Origin of the sequence: Fibrobacter sp. UWR3 (genome assembly GCF_900143055.1) — a bacterium.
Taxonomy (GTDB): domain Bacteria; phylum Fibrobacterota; class Fibrobacteria; order Fibrobacterales; family Fibrobacteraceae; genus Fibrobacter.
Window position 1 is genome coordinate 32,806 of record NZ_FRCW01000006.1, and the last position, 14,733, is coordinate 47,538.

8 protein-coding genes and 1 pseudogene are annotated in these 14,733 nt (G+C 53.8%); 4 read left to right on the forward strand and 5 right to left on the reverse strand.

Annotated features, from left to right (window positions below):
- Positions 1–48: 48 nt before the first annotated feature.
- The 4 genes from BUA44_RS09195 to BUA44_RS09210 all read right to left on the reverse strand — a co-directional run bounded on the left by BUA44_RS09195 (position 49) and on the right by BUA44_RS09210 (position 7,925).
- Positions 49–3,798: a fibrobacter succinogenes major paralogous domain-containing protein gene (locus BUA44_RS09195; protein WP_072811146.1), complete on the reverse strand. Its 3,750-nt coding sequence runs from the start codon at positions 3,796–3,798 to the stop codon at positions 49–51.
- Between the two features lie 13 nt (positions 3,799–3,811).
- Complete coding sequence (locus BUA44_RS15690; protein ID WP_178348777.1) at positions 3,812–5,329, reverse strand: hypothetical protein; 1,518 nt, start codon at positions 5,327–5,329, stop codon at positions 3,812–3,814.
- Positions 5,330–5,478: 149 nt separating this feature from the next.
- Positions 5,479–6,888 (reverse strand): sodium-dependent transporter, encoded by a 1,410-nt coding sequence (locus BUA44_RS09205; protein ID WP_072811151.1) that lies wholly within the window; start codon positions 6,886–6,888, stop codon positions 5,479–5,481.
- Positions 6,885–7,925: a histidine phosphatase family protein gene (locus tag BUA44_RS09210; protein ID WP_072811154.1), complete on the reverse strand. Its 1,041-nt coding sequence runs from the start codon at positions 7,923–7,925 to the stop codon at positions 6,885–6,887. The genes BUA44_RS09205 and BUA44_RS09210 overlap by 4 nt, the downstream gene beginning before the upstream one ends.
- A 120-nt stretch (positions 7,926–8,045) precedes the next feature.
- On the opposite strand from BUA44_RS09210, the pseudogene sufB reads away from it, so the two are divergent.
- From sufB to BUA44_RS09230, 4 genes and pseudogenes are all read left to right on the forward strand, one after another.
- Positions 8,046–9,476: pseudogene (gene sufB, locus BUA44_RS09215) on the forward strand (Fe-S cluster assembly protein SufB); the annotation flags it as partial.
- Positions 9,477–9,581: 105 nt separating this feature from the next.
- Entirely contained in the window at positions 9,582–11,018 is a 1,437-nt protein-coding gene (locus tag BUA44_RS09220) for an aldehyde dehydrogenase family protein (protein ID WP_072811159.1), read from the forward strand.
- A gap of 50 nt (positions 11,019–11,068) precedes the next feature.
- Positions 11,069–12,865 carry a homoserine O-acetyltransferase MetX gene (locus tag BUA44_RS09225; protein WP_255252351.1) on the forward strand — a complete coding sequence of 599 codons (1,797 nt, stop codon included), beginning with the start codon at positions 11,069–11,071 and terminating at the stop codon, positions 12,863–12,865.
- A gap of 2 nt (positions 12,866–12,867) precedes the next feature.
- Entirely contained in the window at positions 12,868–13,749 is an 882-nt protein-coding gene (locus BUA44_RS09230; RefSeq protein WP_072811161.1) for a YicC/YloC family endoribonuclease, read from the forward strand.
- Between the two features lie 125 nt (positions 13,750–13,874).
- Here the strand turns inward: BUA44_RS09230 and BUA44_RS09235 are convergent, their stop codons facing one another.
- Positions 13,875–14,732 carry a hypothetical protein gene (locus tag BUA44_RS09235; protein WP_072811164.1) on the reverse strand — a complete coding sequence of 286 codons (858 nt, stop codon included), beginning with the start codon at positions 14,730–14,732 and terminating at the stop codon, positions 13,875–13,877.
- Position 14,733: the final 1 nt, after the last annotated feature.

The following is a 14,733-nucleotide window of genomic DNA, read 5'->3' on the forward strand; positions in this document are numbered from 1 at the left end:
GGCAACAATGCCCATACGCAAAAACCGGCCCAAGAGGCCGGTTATTCATTATTCGTTTTTGACACAGCGGACGCTGTAATAATTATCCTTATACTCAGACATTCGTTCTATAGAATGCGATCTATCACGTAATAACATATAATGAGCATTGTAGGCATTTGATTGCGTCGCTGACCAGTATACCGCAACATAAGCAAAATCCCTAGACTGACCATATTCACCACGAGTCCAAACTCCCGTAGGAATACCATTAAAACCAACGGCATCAACGCCATTGCCATAAATCTCCCCATTACTATCCCAGGGATGCCATCCGCTGGTTGACTTGAGTATCTTTCCACCGTAGCCTCCAACATCCTCTTCCAAAACAGCAAATTCATTCCGGCTAGGCATGTGCCAACCATCCGGACAAACACCTTGAATCAGCGTATCGAAAACACAACTGTAGTCATAACCACACTCTGTTTCTGCCTTACCTACTGCATCAGCCCATGTGTACAGCTGTCCATACAAGGTACAGTTATCAGGATCGGCATCATAGCAGCGGCTGTTGTCTGTTTGATAGTTGAGATTCTCAGCCATCCATGTTTGGTTACCAATCTTGACAAATTTGTATTCATGGCTATCGCGAGTATCCGTAAAGGTTCCTGACAGAGGTTCTTCAACAAGATCCTTTACACAACGTACCGACATCGCAACACCCTTGGATCCGCCATTATCAGAAACAGTCACCCTGTTTTCACCACCGCGTAACCAAACAATATAATCATCTTGATTAGAACTCCAGAAATTGGCATCGGCATCTATACCATAAGTACCACTCTTTGACCTGTATGCAGTCGGATTTGCTGAAAAGCCGTAATCATCAGTTCCATTATATTTATTGTAATTATCCTCCAACATAGTCCATCCCGTTTTTGATTTCATCGATAGACCAAAGTATTCATCTTCGCCCATATAGTTGAACAATCTTTCCCAGTCATTCTTACTCGGCAGACGCCAGCCATCTGGACAGATACCTTGGAACGGAACAACAATTGAACACGTGTCATAATAGCCGCAGCCAGTCTCGGTTGTTGTCGGAAAAACACCCGACGAATCCATTGCAGCGCTCCATAGATACGCTCTTCCATACTTGGCACAGCTATCCGGATCATTCATGTAGCAGAAACTTGATGAATCTAATTCTGCCGTACCCGCCTGATAACGATAATTAAGGTTTTCGGCCATCCAGACCTGTTTACCAATTGCAATTGTCTTATACACCTGACCATCACGGTCATCAATAATTGTATCATACAGAGCTTCAAGATCGGGATTCAAGAATTCCCACGAAGGCTTATAGAACGAACTGCTTGATTCCGCCTCGCTGCTACTGCTAGAAATCAACGATTCACCCTTGATGCAACGAACAGACCTTCCCTCTTTTACATTATTACTGGGATAAATATAGGACCGATCTTCAGGGCCGAGAAAAAGAGTGTATGCATTTTCAGAATCGTAAACAGAGGAACTCCAGAAATCGGTAAAAACGCCTACTTGAGAGAAACCAGTATATTCACCCGATACGTATCTATAGCCGGTAGGAAGTGCAGAGAAACCATAAGTATCATTTCCAACGGCATCGCCATCCCAAAGGGCCGTCGCCTTGAGATTCAAAGCTGACTCATTATTGCCATTGTCCGTTACATTCACCAAGACCTCAAATTCCCCATCCGTCGGCAAATGCCATCCGTCAGGGCAAACATTCTTTGCTGCATTCCACGTATAGAGCCTACCATATACATTGCAGTTCTTGGAGTTATCTCCATAGCAATAACTGTCCGTTGTCACATAATTCAAGTTCTGCGCCATCCAGGTCTGATTGCCAATCTTGACGGTCTTGTACACCTGGCCATCGCGGCTGTCCGTAATTTCGCCATAGCTTATGTTGGGGTTCAGGTAATCCCATGCGGAAGTTTGCCTAAACTGCGACATATCTACATTCTTGGGCTGCACGTTTCCGCACTTTCCGTAGCTACCTATCTGGTAGATGTTAAAGAACTGCGAACCACCAGTTGAGCCCGCAAAAGTCACAACCACACCCTTGAGAATCCTGGCGGCCTCTTCGCCCGAAATTGTAGATGCATTGCCCCACCCGCCCTGCTTAAAGGACGCCCACTCTATATTTTCGACACGGTATTCGTCCATGCTAGACAACGATGGTAGTTCTGCCGCAGGCAGGTCGCTACCGTAATCAGAAATATTTTCCAAGTCGAGCTTCAAGTACATTTTTTCAGGGCTATAATACGCAATGCAGAGTCCCTTCCAAGCGGAAACATCGTACGTAGCCCCATTTTCATCAAGGTTAAAACCAACAGTGGCATACGGATACTCAGTATTGCCAAACCACACCATGCCACACTTGCCCTCACACTCATCGTAGGGGTTGATTTCTGGGAATTGGATTGTTGTCGAACCGCCGCCCTCCTGATCCGTACCGAAATACCACTTCGAGCCGCTTCCAAAGTCAGTCTGAACAAGATCCAACTTATCGCTCCCCTTCCAGAGGAATCCCGACGCACCAGACTCTATCAAGGCAGAACACTTTGTCGTTTTTGTTTGACCATTGACTGTTACAGACAACTGAGCAAAATATTCTCCATCAGCAAGATAGGTTACGGTAGGTTTTATTGCTGTATTCGTTTCGCTATCAAGAGCTCCATTTAAAGTCCAGCTATATTTAGCAGTAGCCTGTTCGAGGGCACTCACATAATAGAACTGAGGTTCCCATGTGATAGTACCTGCATTAGGAGTTCCCTTACAAGTTACAGTCCAAAAAGTATTAGCCGAACTGCTACTGGACTTAACCGAACTGCTGCTAGACTTTGCCAAACTGCTGCTAGACTTTACTGTGGAGCCTCCATTGTTCCCTGGGCCACCTTCACCGCTGGAACTGCTTGACTTAACCGTGCCAGAGTTGGACCGTGTTGTAGATTGAAGGCCTATGCCCACAAGGTTTAAGCCCTTGCCATCCTTGAATTCGGGGCAGGACTCCGTAAATTCGATGGTTATTTCAGAGGTGTATCTATCCCTATTTTCAGTCGCACTGATTGAAAATTCTGCAGTTCTCCACTTGGAATCACCAATCTCGTTGGTCAGCTGGTCCGGGTCGACTGTCATGACCTGAAAACCGCCTATCGGGAGTTCCCCGCTATACCTGTAAAGGACAGTTCCCTCCTTAACCAGGCTACCCCTTTCCATGTAATCCTTTGCAGTCACCACATCCAGGTTAATCTTCACACCGGGGCAAGAGTTTTCGTAGGCCACGACAACGTTTTTCTCGTGAAGCAAGTCGAAGTAATTCCCCGTATTGATTCTCAGGCCGGCATCCCATTCGCCAGAACCCTCGACACTGACCGAGATGCCCCCGTTGCGGCGCAAGTAGGGCAAGAGGTCATTGTCCAGTTCGTTTGTCGAAAACTTATATGCGTTGTCGTCGGTGCCCGTGAAAGTAAACTTGACATCGCCCGAGGAATACGTTTCGATTTTCCCGTCATTACTAGTTGTGTACGCACCGTCCTGGGATGCGCACCAGAACCAGTCGCCGGAACTGCATACCGATGCCAGGTCCAAGTTCGCGCTATTCAGATTCTGGATAAACGTTTCCCTGTCGCCATAGTCGTCCTTGTAGTCGCCTTCGTACTTGTCAACGTAGTCCGTACAGGCAGAGAGGATGAGTGCTATAGATCCTATCGCCACTGCGTGGCTCCAGGATGACACTCGGATTGCAGTATGGAAAACTTTTTTCAGTGACATACTTATTTCCTCCCTAGAAAAGGAATGTTACGCCTATGCCTACAACACCCAGCACGGCTATGCCCAGTCCAACATTACGCAGCATCTGGTTCTTCTGAATCCTGTCGTGCTGGTCGTTATACTCATCGGGGTTCACCGGAGTCTCTTCGCTAGCAGACTTCGCCTTGCTGTTGAACACCGCGGCCATCACGCCACCACCGACAGCCACAGCACCCGCAATCGCGAGTGGAATCCAGTGGATGCGGGAACCGGAAACTTCAGCATCGTCCTGGGCCGACTTGATCGCATCTGACGCGGCCTTCTCTTCGGCAGCCTTAGCCTCGGCAGCAGCCTTAGCCTCGGCTTCCCTTGCAGCCTCGTCTTCGGCCATTGCACGTTCCAATTCAGCCAGGCCTTCCTTGTATGCAGCAGAGTCGGCGGCAGTCATCTGCTCGGATTCATCCTGCGAATTTGCCTGAACCGCCTCGTCCGGTAAGACCTCACTATCCCAAGCCCAGCGGCCCACCATCTCCATCTTCTTCAGTTTCTTGAACACCTGCTTGCCCTCGAATTTTTCGAGCACGGCATCCTTCGGCTGTATGAGTTCCGCCTTCTTGTTCTTGATATCAAAGAACAAGTTCGAATACTTCTTGTCGGCATCGATGGTCTTCTCGAACAGGCGAATACCGTTCAGGTAGTAGGCACCGTTTACCGGGCGGCGCATATCTACACGCAGAGACATCGTCTTCTTGTTCATCATGAACTTCACGTTCGAGCCCGCATTCCTCAGGGAATCGTTCTTCACCTTCAACGTGGCGATAAACATCGGTGCGAATTCCTTGCCCGACTGGCGCAACACGATAGGGCCACACTTCTCAATCCACAGGTTTGCAAGCCTCTGCTGCTGGCTCACGCGGGCAGAATCGTACATAAGCGAGAAATCGTACTCGGCATCAAAGTCGCCCTCAAAATTAATCGGCTCCAGGTACACGTTGCCACGCAGGCGCAGTAGCTGGTCGCGACTCTTGACAATGCTCGTAAGCGCCTCGGAACAGCTCGCCAACTGACGGATACGTTCCTCGAAGGTAGAAGCCATTCGCATGGAACCAAGCCTTACCTCACCGGTCAACTCCATGTAGTCATTTTCGAACGTGGGAAGTTCTATCTCGTAGAACCTGGCACAAGTCGTATCGAGCAAGTCGTTCAGCGAAACAGAAGAGCACCGGTCATTCATCTCTGCGATGCGGTTTGCTCGCTTCAGGAGGGCCGCCACTTCCGGGTTGGAGTCGCCCGCCATGGTCTGCAAGTTCTTGATGTCGTCCTTCAACTTCTGGATTTCTTCGGGACTTTTCACGAAGACGGAAACCGTTGTTCCCTTGCCATCGGAAGCGGTCGCTTCGGTGGAAGGCGCCGGAGCAGGAGCCTCTGTAAACTGCGTCGGAGCAGGTGCAGGCGCTGCAGCGGGTTGTGCAGCCGGGGCCGCAGTGGCAGGTTGTTGCGAGACGGGATCCTGGGCAAACGCGAATGATACCGCAAACAAGCCCAGAAGCATTTTCCATTTATAAAACATGGTTTGGCGCTCCGTTATAAACTTTTTGTAACATGAATATATATTTATACGGAATACAAATGTTAACCATCCACCTAATTTGGTTGTAAAAAAGGCGGGGAAAAAGGAATTATTTACCTGTCAGGCGATTTTTAGCCAAAAATTCTGGTATAAAGTCCCGGCGCAAACTTCTCGATATAGCCCATCGCCAAGATAAACACGATTACCGCGGGCAGAATCCACTTGAAATAGAAGCAGAGCACGGGATTCGTGGGAATGTTGAAGCCTTTGCCGAAATTCGCCTCGGTGAGGAAGTTCTTCTGCTTCCAGCCGAACCTGTGGTTACAGAAAAGCACAAACACGAGTGCACCCAGCGGCAAGAGCGTGTTGGACACGAGGAAGTCTTCCAGGTCGAGCACGCAGCTGCCCGCACCGAAAGGCTCGAAGCCAGAAAGCACGTTGAACCCGAGCGCGCAGGGCAGCGATAGCAGTATAATCGCAACAAAATTGAACTTCACCGCCTTCGAGCGTTCCACCCCGTGGGCATCTATCCAGTAGGCAATGATGTTCTCGAACACGGCAACGAGCGTAGAGAGCGCCGCAAACGAGAGGAACAGGAAGAACGCCGCACCGCAAATACGACCCGCAGGCATCTGCGCGAACACGTTCGGGAGCGTCGCGAAAATGAGGCCGGGGCCCGCACCGGGTTTCACCCCGAAGGCAAAGCAGCTCGGGATGATGATGAGGCCCGCAAGGAGCGCTACCGCAGTATCGAGCAGGCAGATGTTCGCCGCCTCTTTCGGGAGGCTGTGGGTCTTGCCGATGTAGCTTCCGAAAATGGTCATGGAACCGATGCCGATACTGAGCGTAAAGAACGACTGGCCGAGAGCGGCGAAGAGCACCTTCCCTATTCCAGCCTCCTTCAGTTTCGCGAAATCGGGCTTGAGGTAGAATTCCAGGCCCTCGCCCGCACCCGGGAGCGTAAGCACGCGCACCACGAGCAAGAGCATTATAAACAGGAGGGCGACCATCATTATCTTGGTGACGCCTTCCACGCCACGCTTCACGCCGAGCGCCACGATAGAAAGCCCGAGGAACGTAGCGACAATCATCCAGAAGCAGAGAAGCGGCCCGTTGCCGAGCATCTCTCCAAACGCGGCGCCCACCTGTTCGGGATTCATTCCCATGAGGTCGCCCATGGTGACCATGCGATAGAAGTAGTAAAGCATCCACCCGGTGACCGTGGTATAGAACATCATAAGGAGGTAGTTCCCCACAATCATCGGGATACCCGCATAGTGCCACTTGTGGCCAGGCTTTTCAAGCACATTGAATGCCCTGCCTACCCCCCGCTGGGCTGCGCGACCCACGGTAAATTCCATCACCAGAATCGGGAAACCGAAAATCAGCAGGAACAGCAGATAAATTAATATAAACGCGGCACCGCCGTACTGGCCCGTGATAAACGGGAACCTCCAGACGTTACCGAGACCAATGGCACAGCCCGCTGCAACCAGGATAAATCCTATCCGGGAACCAAATCCTTCGCGATTGTCACTCATTTCTTGTTCACACCGTCAAGGTCTGCATACTGGCCGTAAAGGCCGTTCACCGGAATATACCTGCGGCTACCGTCCGCGGCAATGATAATGGCGACACCCTGCACGTAGCCAAGCCACTTCTTGAGGTCTTCGTACGCCTTGAAGTCAACCGCCTGCTTCGTGAGGTAGGCCGTAAGCGGAGCCACAACCATATCGTGCGATATCATGATACCGATGCGGTATTCCGGCGGGAAAGCGGGCAGAATGTACTGGGTCAGGAGCGCAACGCTCGTTTCCGTAAGGTCGTTGAACGTATCCGTGTATTCGCCCTTGTACATCCAGCTGGCAAACACCTTGAGCTGGTTGGTCTCGAAATCTTCGGCAGCATGCAGGTCCAGGAGAGAATCGTTCTTCACGTAGCCGCCACCCGCAAGTTTCTGCACGACGGTGCTCACGAACTGCGTTGTATCGCCGCCACGGCCCGCAAAGATATTCTTGGCGGTCGATTCGGTGCGCACAAAGTCAGAATGGGCGTAGAATATGGGGTCTGTCGCATTGACAGCCGCAATCATCGCGCCGAGAGTCTGGCACTGGTTCACGCCGGTCATGTGGAGCGGAGTTTCACGCCCCGTGGAACTGCCACGGCGGGCATGGCGCAGCACAAAGACGACGCGTTCCGTAGGCTGGACTGCGGCAAGAACTTCGGCAAGGGGCAAGAGAGTGCCATTGGCCGCACTAGCCTCGACAAACGGGGCATCCTTCGCGATTTCTTCTTCGAGGGTACCGGGAGTATAGCCACCGCCCTGGGGAGGCACATCCACTTCGGCGCTACTTTCAGGAGCAACGACTGCGGATGAGGACTGCGGGTCGGTCGCCTGCGATACGGGAGCATCGCCCGAGCTGGACGGCACGGAACTGTCCGAAGACGTGGTGACCGGACCCTCCGCAGAGGACTGCGGTGCACTGGGAAGCCCATCAGAGCCATCATCGCCACAGGCGGTAAGGAACATCGTGGCCACTGCACAACCGAAGAGAACTTTCAGGAACGGAGTTTTCATAATAATTTCCCGTGAAATCGTTTTTTCAAAATATAATAGAAATTTGGGCAATGGCGCCAGGCGAAAGCCGTTTTTTCTATATTTAGCGCCGCAAATATCGCGCGATAAGCGTGCGAAAACAGTGCGGAAACGAAAATGAGCGAAAACTACAAGTACGGTTTTGTCACAGATATCGAGAACGAGGCCTTCGAGAAGGGCCTGAACGAAGATATCATCCGGAGAGCCTCCAAGCTCCGCGGCGAACCGCAGTTCATGCTCGATTTTCGCCTGAAGGCCTACGAGAAGCTCAAGACCATGGAGCAGCCGAACTGGGGCGAGTTGCATTTTGCACCGGTGGACCTGCAGGACATCGTCTATTACTCCGCCCCGAAGACCAAGAAGAGCCACGAAAAGATTGAGGACGTTGACCCGGAGTTGCTAGCCACCTTCGAAAAGCTCGGCATTCCGCTGGACGAACAGAAGCGACTTGCCAACGTGGCCGTGGACGCGGTCTTTGACTCAGTGAGCATTTACACCAGCCACAAACGCAAGCTCATGGAAATGGGCATTTTGTTCTGCAGTATCAGCGACGCCATCAAGGAATACCCCGAACTCATCGAGGAATACCTGGGAAGCGTGGTACCCGCGGGCGACAACTATTTTGCGGCTTTGAACAGCGCAGTCTTTGGCGACGGGAGCTTCGTGTACATCCCGCCTGGAGTCAAGTGCCCGATGGACCTTTCCACCTACTTCCGCATCAACAACAAGGAAGCGGGCCAGTTCGAACGCACCCTGATTATCGCCGACGAAGGCGCGAGCGTGAGCTACCTCGAAGGTTGCACCGCGCCAGAATATTCGAGCAAGCAGTTGCACAGCGCCATCGTGGAACTCGTGGCGAAGGACAACGCAAGCATTAAATATTCGACCGTACAGAACTGGTACGCGGGCGACCGCGAGACGGGAGCCGGTGGCGTGTACAACTTCGTCACGAAGCGCGGAAAGTGCGCGGGCAAGAACAGCCGCATCAGCTGGACGCAGGTCGAAACAGGTTCCGCCATCACATGGAAGTACCCGAGCTGCGTGCTGCTGGGCGACAACTCCGTCGGTGAATTCTACAGCGTTGCCCTCACCAACGGGCACATGCAGGCCGATACCGGCACCAAGATGATCCACATCGGCAAGAACACCAAGAGCACTATCATTTCGAAGGGCATCAGCGCCGACTACTCCAGCAATGCCTACCGCGGCGAAGTGAGCATCCGCAAATCCGCCACTGGCGCCCGGAACTACACCCAGTGCGACAGCATGCTCGTGGGCACAAAGAGTGCGGCTCACACGTTCCCCTACATCACGGTTGCTAACGCCAGCTCCACCACGGAACACGAGGCCACCACCAGCCGCATCAGCGAAGACCAGCTGTTCTATTTCGAGAGCCGCGGCATCAAGCGCGAAGACGCCATACAGGCGATGGTGGGCGGATTCTGCAAGGACGTGTTCAAGGAACTCCCCGGCGAATTCGCGACCGAGGCAAGGCAGTTGCTGACGCTGAAGTTGGAACATAGCGTCGGATGACGTCACACGCTTGCACCTTCGGTGCTGCGGTATGACGAAGGTAGGGAAAAGAGAGTAGATACACTTGCCTTGCTTCGCAAGGCTGCGGTATGACGTAGGTAAAGTATGATCGTCGAAGAATTGAACAGCCTTTTCGAGGCACAGGGCAAAAAGCGCTGGCAAGTCGCCAACACGACCGCGAAGGAACGCATCGCGAAATTGAAGGCGCTCCGCAAGGCGATTGTAGACCGCCAGCAGGAATTCTACGACGCCGTCTGGGAAGACTTCCACAAGCCGCAGCTCGAAGCCTGGCTCTGCGAAATTTTCCCCGCGCTTGCAGAAATCGACGACGCGATTGCACACCTCCCCGACTGGATGGAAGACAAGCCCGGGCGCTGGAGCTGGCTGTTCCCGCTCAACCGGAGCGCAAGCCATTTCGAGCCGAAGGGCCGCGTGCTCATCATGGCTCCCTGGAACTACCCCTTTTTGCTGTTCCTCTCGCCCATCACCGCAGCCATTGCCGCGGGGAACGTCGTCATCGCGAAACCGAGTCACAAGACGCCCCGCGTAAGCGCCGTTCTCGAATCGATTATCGCAGACGTATTCGAGGAGGACGAAGTCGCCGTCGTGCAGGGAGCCGGAACGGAAATCGGAGACCAGTTGCTCGCCCTCCCCTTTGACCACGTGTTCTTTACCGGGAGCCCGGAAGTCGGCGCGCACGTCGCGGAATGTGCCGCGAAGGTCCATGCAAGCATTACGCTGGAACTCGGGGGAAAATCTCCTGCCTTTATCCTCGAAGACGTGAATGTCGCGGATGCCGCCCGGAAAATCGCCTGGGGCAAGTGCCTGAACGCAGGCCAGACCTGCATTGCGCCGGACTACGTGCTTTGCCCGCACAGACTCGTGCAACCGTTCGCCGATGCCGTTGCAGACAACATAAAGAAGATGTATGGCGATACGGAAGAAATCCGCCGCAATTGCGAGAACTTCGTGCACATCGTCGAGAGCCACGCTACTGAACGCCACAAGGCATTAATGAAGGACGCTGTTGAACGTGGCGCTAAGGCCGTCATCGGCGGTGCGGATTATTGCGATATCGCGGGCAGGTACACGCCTGCAACCGTACTTACCGGCGTCACGCCCGAAATGGACATCATGCAGAGCGAAATTTTCGGGCCCATCCTCCCGATTGTCGCCTACGATTCACTCGAAGAAGCTATTGCGTTTGTCCAGAGCCGCCCGAAACCGCTTGCACTTTACATCTTCGGGCGCAACGAGAAGGCGATCGACCGCGTGCTGCGCGAAACCACCTCGGGTTCCACCTGCGTGAACCACTGCATTTTGCAAATCGAGAACCTCTCGCTACCCTTCGGGGGCGTAGGCATGAGCGGCACCGGCAATTACCACGGGTTTTACGGGTTCAAGACGTTCAGCCACGAAAGGAACGTGATGCACCAGGGCGTTTTCGACCCCATGCAGTTCTTCTACCCGCCCTACCACAAAGAAGGCGACAAGGGCTTCCGCGCAAAAATCCAACGGATTGCAAAGAAAATACTGGGGTAAGCCTCAAGAACTACCCAAAAATAAAAGCCGCTTTTACTATATTTATGCATATGAGTGAATATTTGCATAAATCCAGCATCGGCCCCGTAGAGCCGAAGGACTTCGTCAAGGACTATGGCGAGGCCGGTTTTGTGCTGGAAAACGGAAAGACGCTCCCCGCGCTCAACATCCGTTACGAGACATACGGCAAGCTGAACGCCGCCGCCGACAACGCGGTTTGGGTCTGCTCGCCCTTGACCGCCGACGCACACGCCGCCGGCTGGTACACCGAAAGCGACAAGAAGCCCGGCTGGTGGGACGAACTCATCGGCCCCGGCAAGGCAATCGACACGGACCGCTTCTTTGTGGTCTGCAGCAACATTTTGGGCGGGTGCAAGGGCACTACGGGCCCCGCAAGCGTGAACCCGCGCACGGGCAAGCCCTACGGCAGCACATTCCCCACCATTACCATCGGCGACATGGTGCACGCCCAGAAGGAACTCGCCGACGGGCTTGGCATCAAGGAATTCTACTGCGTCATGGGCGGCTCGATGGGCGGCTTCCAGGCGATGAAGTGGGCCATCTACTACCCCGAGCAGGTCAAACGAATCGTGATTATCGCAAGTTCGCCGCGCTTCTCGAGCCAGGCACTCGGTTTCGAAGTCGTGGCCCGCGACGTGATTACGCAGGACCCGAACTACAACAACGGCGATTTCTACGGTGAAGGTGTCGCAAAACCCGACGTGGGCCTCGCGAACGCACGCAAGCTCGCGCATATCACCTACCTCAGCGCCATCGGCATGGAACAGAAGTTCAAGCGTGCGCAGGCGCAGGAGAACAAGAGCCACGCCGTCACGTACTCCACGCCGTTCGACCTAAACCTGCCTATCGAAAGCTACCTGCGCTACCAGGGCAAAAAGTTCGTGGACCGCTTTGACGCGAACAGCTACCTGCACATCGCGCACGCGACCGACGCTTTTGACCTCGAAACCGAATACGGCAGCATCGAGAACGCCTTCAAGGACATCAAGGCCGAAGTGCTGAACGTGAACCTTTCCACCGACTGGCTGTTCCCGCCGCACGAGAGCCGCCGCATCACGAGCGCACTCCTGAACGTGGGCAAGAAGGTGACAAGCCTCGAACTCGACACGCAGTTCGGGCACGACGGATTCCTTATCGAAGTGGGCGAACTCGGCAAGGCCGTAGGCCGCTTCCTCGATTCAAAGATTATCCCGCAGCAAGGCACGCAGGCCGTTCCCGTTTTCCACGAAGAGAGCGACTTCAAGCTGCTCGGCAAGCTCGTGAAGGAAGACAGCCACGTGCTCGACCTCGGTTGCGGCAGTGGCGACCTGCTCGACTTCCTCATCCAGAAGAAGAACGTCACGGGATTCGGCATCGAGAAGAACATCACGGGAATCCTCGACTGCCTCGAGAAGGACGTGCAGGTCATCCAGCGCGACCTCGACGACAAGGGAATCTCGGACCTGAAGGACGGAAGCTTCGACTACGCGATTATCAACCGCACCATCCAGGAAATCCGCGACCCGGTGGCACTCCTAAACGAACTGTTGCGCGTCGCAAAAAAGGCCATCGTCACGTTCCCGAATTTCGGGCACTGGACCACCCGCGGAAGCCTCATGCTCCACGGTCGCATGCCCAAGTCCAAGGAACTGCCGTACGAATGGTACGACACGCCGAACATCCGCCTTTTGACGGTAAAGGACTTCTACACGCTCTGCAAGAAGGAAGGGTTCAAGATAGAGAACATCAACTTCCAGAGCGACCATACGCTGAGTAAGGTCCTTTCCGCATTCGGACTCAAGAACTTTGGCGCAGAACACGTGATTGCCACTATTTCGAAGGTTTAGACATGTCGATTATTTCCATGACAGGGTTCGGCAAGAGCGAATCCACACTGAACGGAACCACCTGCGTTATCGAAGTGCGCAGCGTGAACAGCCGTTTCCTCGAAATTTCAAGCAAGATTCCTAAAAACTTCGCCTACCTCGAAAACGACCTCAAGGCCCAAATCAAGGACAAGCTGGCCCGCGGCTCGGTGAACCTCTCCATCACACTCGGCGAAGGCGCTGTCGGGAATATTCCCGTATGCTACAACGAAACGGCGGTAAGCAAGTTCGTGGAAATCACCAAGGCCATGCAGGCAAAGCACGGCATCGCAGGCGAAATCACGCTCGACCACATTCTCGCCATCCCCGAAGTACTGCAATTTACCGATGCCGGCGCCGATAACGAGGCCTGGGAAAACCACCTGAAGAAAGAACTTTCGAAGGCGCTGGACGGCGTTATCGCCATGCGCGAAAAGGAAGGCGCGAATCTCGCGGCCGACCTCACAAAGCGCGTTGCCCACCTAGAAGACGTGCTCGCGAAAATCGAGGTGCTGGACCCGCAGCGCATCGACACATGGAAGGTCAAGTTCAAGGAACGCATCGACAGCCTGATGAAGGATAGCGAAATCGACGACGTGCGCCTGTTGCAGGAAGCCTGCATCATGGCAGACAAGCTCGACATCCACGAAGAAATCACGCGGTTCCACAGCCACAACAAGCTGTTCCTGGATGCCCTCAAGAAAGGCGGCGCGCAGGGCAAGAACCTCGGGTTTATCCTTCAGGAAATGGGCCGCGAGGCGAATACCCTCGGGACAAAATGCCAGAGCGCAGAGATTGCGGCGCTTGCCATCGAACTCAAGAACGAAATCGAGTGCATTAGGGAGCAGAGCCTCAATATTGCATAGAAGATGCCCGCCTTTTCGTCCACAGAGTGGATAACTCAACTAAGGCAATAAATTGCCAAGTTTCGTATAGCGGGCATGACATTATGCGGGCATGACATTACGCAGGCGCGCTTCGTTAGCGCGCTTTATTTTTTGGAAGTCTTCTTCTTGTCCTTCATCTCGACGCGGCGGCTACCCGCACGCAGGCGTTCCCACGGTGCAAAGGATGACACCGGAACGAGGAACACGAAGAACCACACGACAAACAGCAGGTACCTGAGAATGCCGTAAATGACGTTCGCCTTCCCGAGCATATCGATGGTTATCGCCGCCTCGAGAAGCAATGCCCCCACAATCACGGGCACAAACAACTGCTTTGCAGCCTCCACAATGGCACCGTTCTGCGGAGCGCCCGCCCCGAGATGCTTACCCGCTACAACGGCAAACGCCATCGCACTTGCAAAACCGAATGCCGACTGCACGCCCCATACCAGGTTCATGGGCTCTTCCGCTGGCCACGGGATGGCGGTCAGTATCGCGCACAGGAAAAGCCACGCCAGCGCAAACGGGAATAGCACGCAAGCTACGGACAACTTTGCAAACAGGAGCAACAGGAGCGAAACAAGTGCGAGAATTCCATACATCGGGAGGGCAAGATCCTCGCTACCGCCCATCACCATGAGCGCACCGCCCAGGAGTGCGGCAGAAACAACCGAAGCGATACCGGCACGGGCCCCGCCAAAAACGATAAACATAACTAAGCCCGCAAGTGCTGCAACTGCTAGGTACTGCGAAGACGCCCAAAAACCTTGGACATTATCAATACCGGCAAGCCACATGCCAAGCCCCTCGGAAGCGGCTATCGGGAGTCCGACAAGGAAATCCCACGACTTTGCAAGTACAGTTACCGTCACAATGACCATGACCACTACCGCAATAAGGCGGACGCGGAGCATCAGTTCCAAAAAGTTCTGTACCTTGCCCGGTTTTTCACGCAAATCCATC

Excerpts from the sequence above, each read along its gene's own strand:
- BUA44_RS15690 (WP_178348777.1), bottom strand. The coding sequence starts at position 5,329 with ATGCTTCTGGGCTTGTTTGCGGTATCATTCGCGTTTGCCCAGGATCCC.
- BUA44_RS09205 (WP_072811151.1), bottom strand. The coding sequence starts at position 6,888 with ATGAGTGACAATCGCGAAGGATTTGGTTCCCGGATAGGATTTATCCTG.
- BUA44_RS09235 (WP_072811164.1), bottom strand. The coding sequence starts at position 14,732 with ATGGATTTGCGTGAAAAACCGGGCAAGGTACAGAACTTTTTGGAACTG.
- BUA44_RS09195 (WP_072811146.1), bottom strand. The coding sequence starts at position 3,798 with ATGTCACTGAAAAAAGTTTTCCATACTGCAATCCGAGTGTCATCCTGG.
- BUA44_RS09225 (WP_255252351.1), top strand. The coding sequence starts at position 11,069 with ATGAGTGAATATTTGCATAAATCCAGCATCGGCCCCGTAGAGCCGAAG.
- BUA44_RS09210 (WP_072811154.1), bottom strand. The coding sequence starts at position 7,925 with ATGAAAACTCCGTTCCTGAAAGTTCTCTTCGGTTGTGCAGTGGCCACG.
- BUA44_RS09220 (WP_072811159.1), top strand. The coding sequence starts at position 9,582 with ATGATCGTCGAAGAATTGAACAGCCTTTTCGAGGCACAGGGCAAAAAG.
- BUA44_RS09230 (WP_072811161.1), top strand. The coding sequence starts at position 12,868 with ATGTCGATTATTTCCATGACAGGGTTCGGCAAGAGCGAATCCACACTG.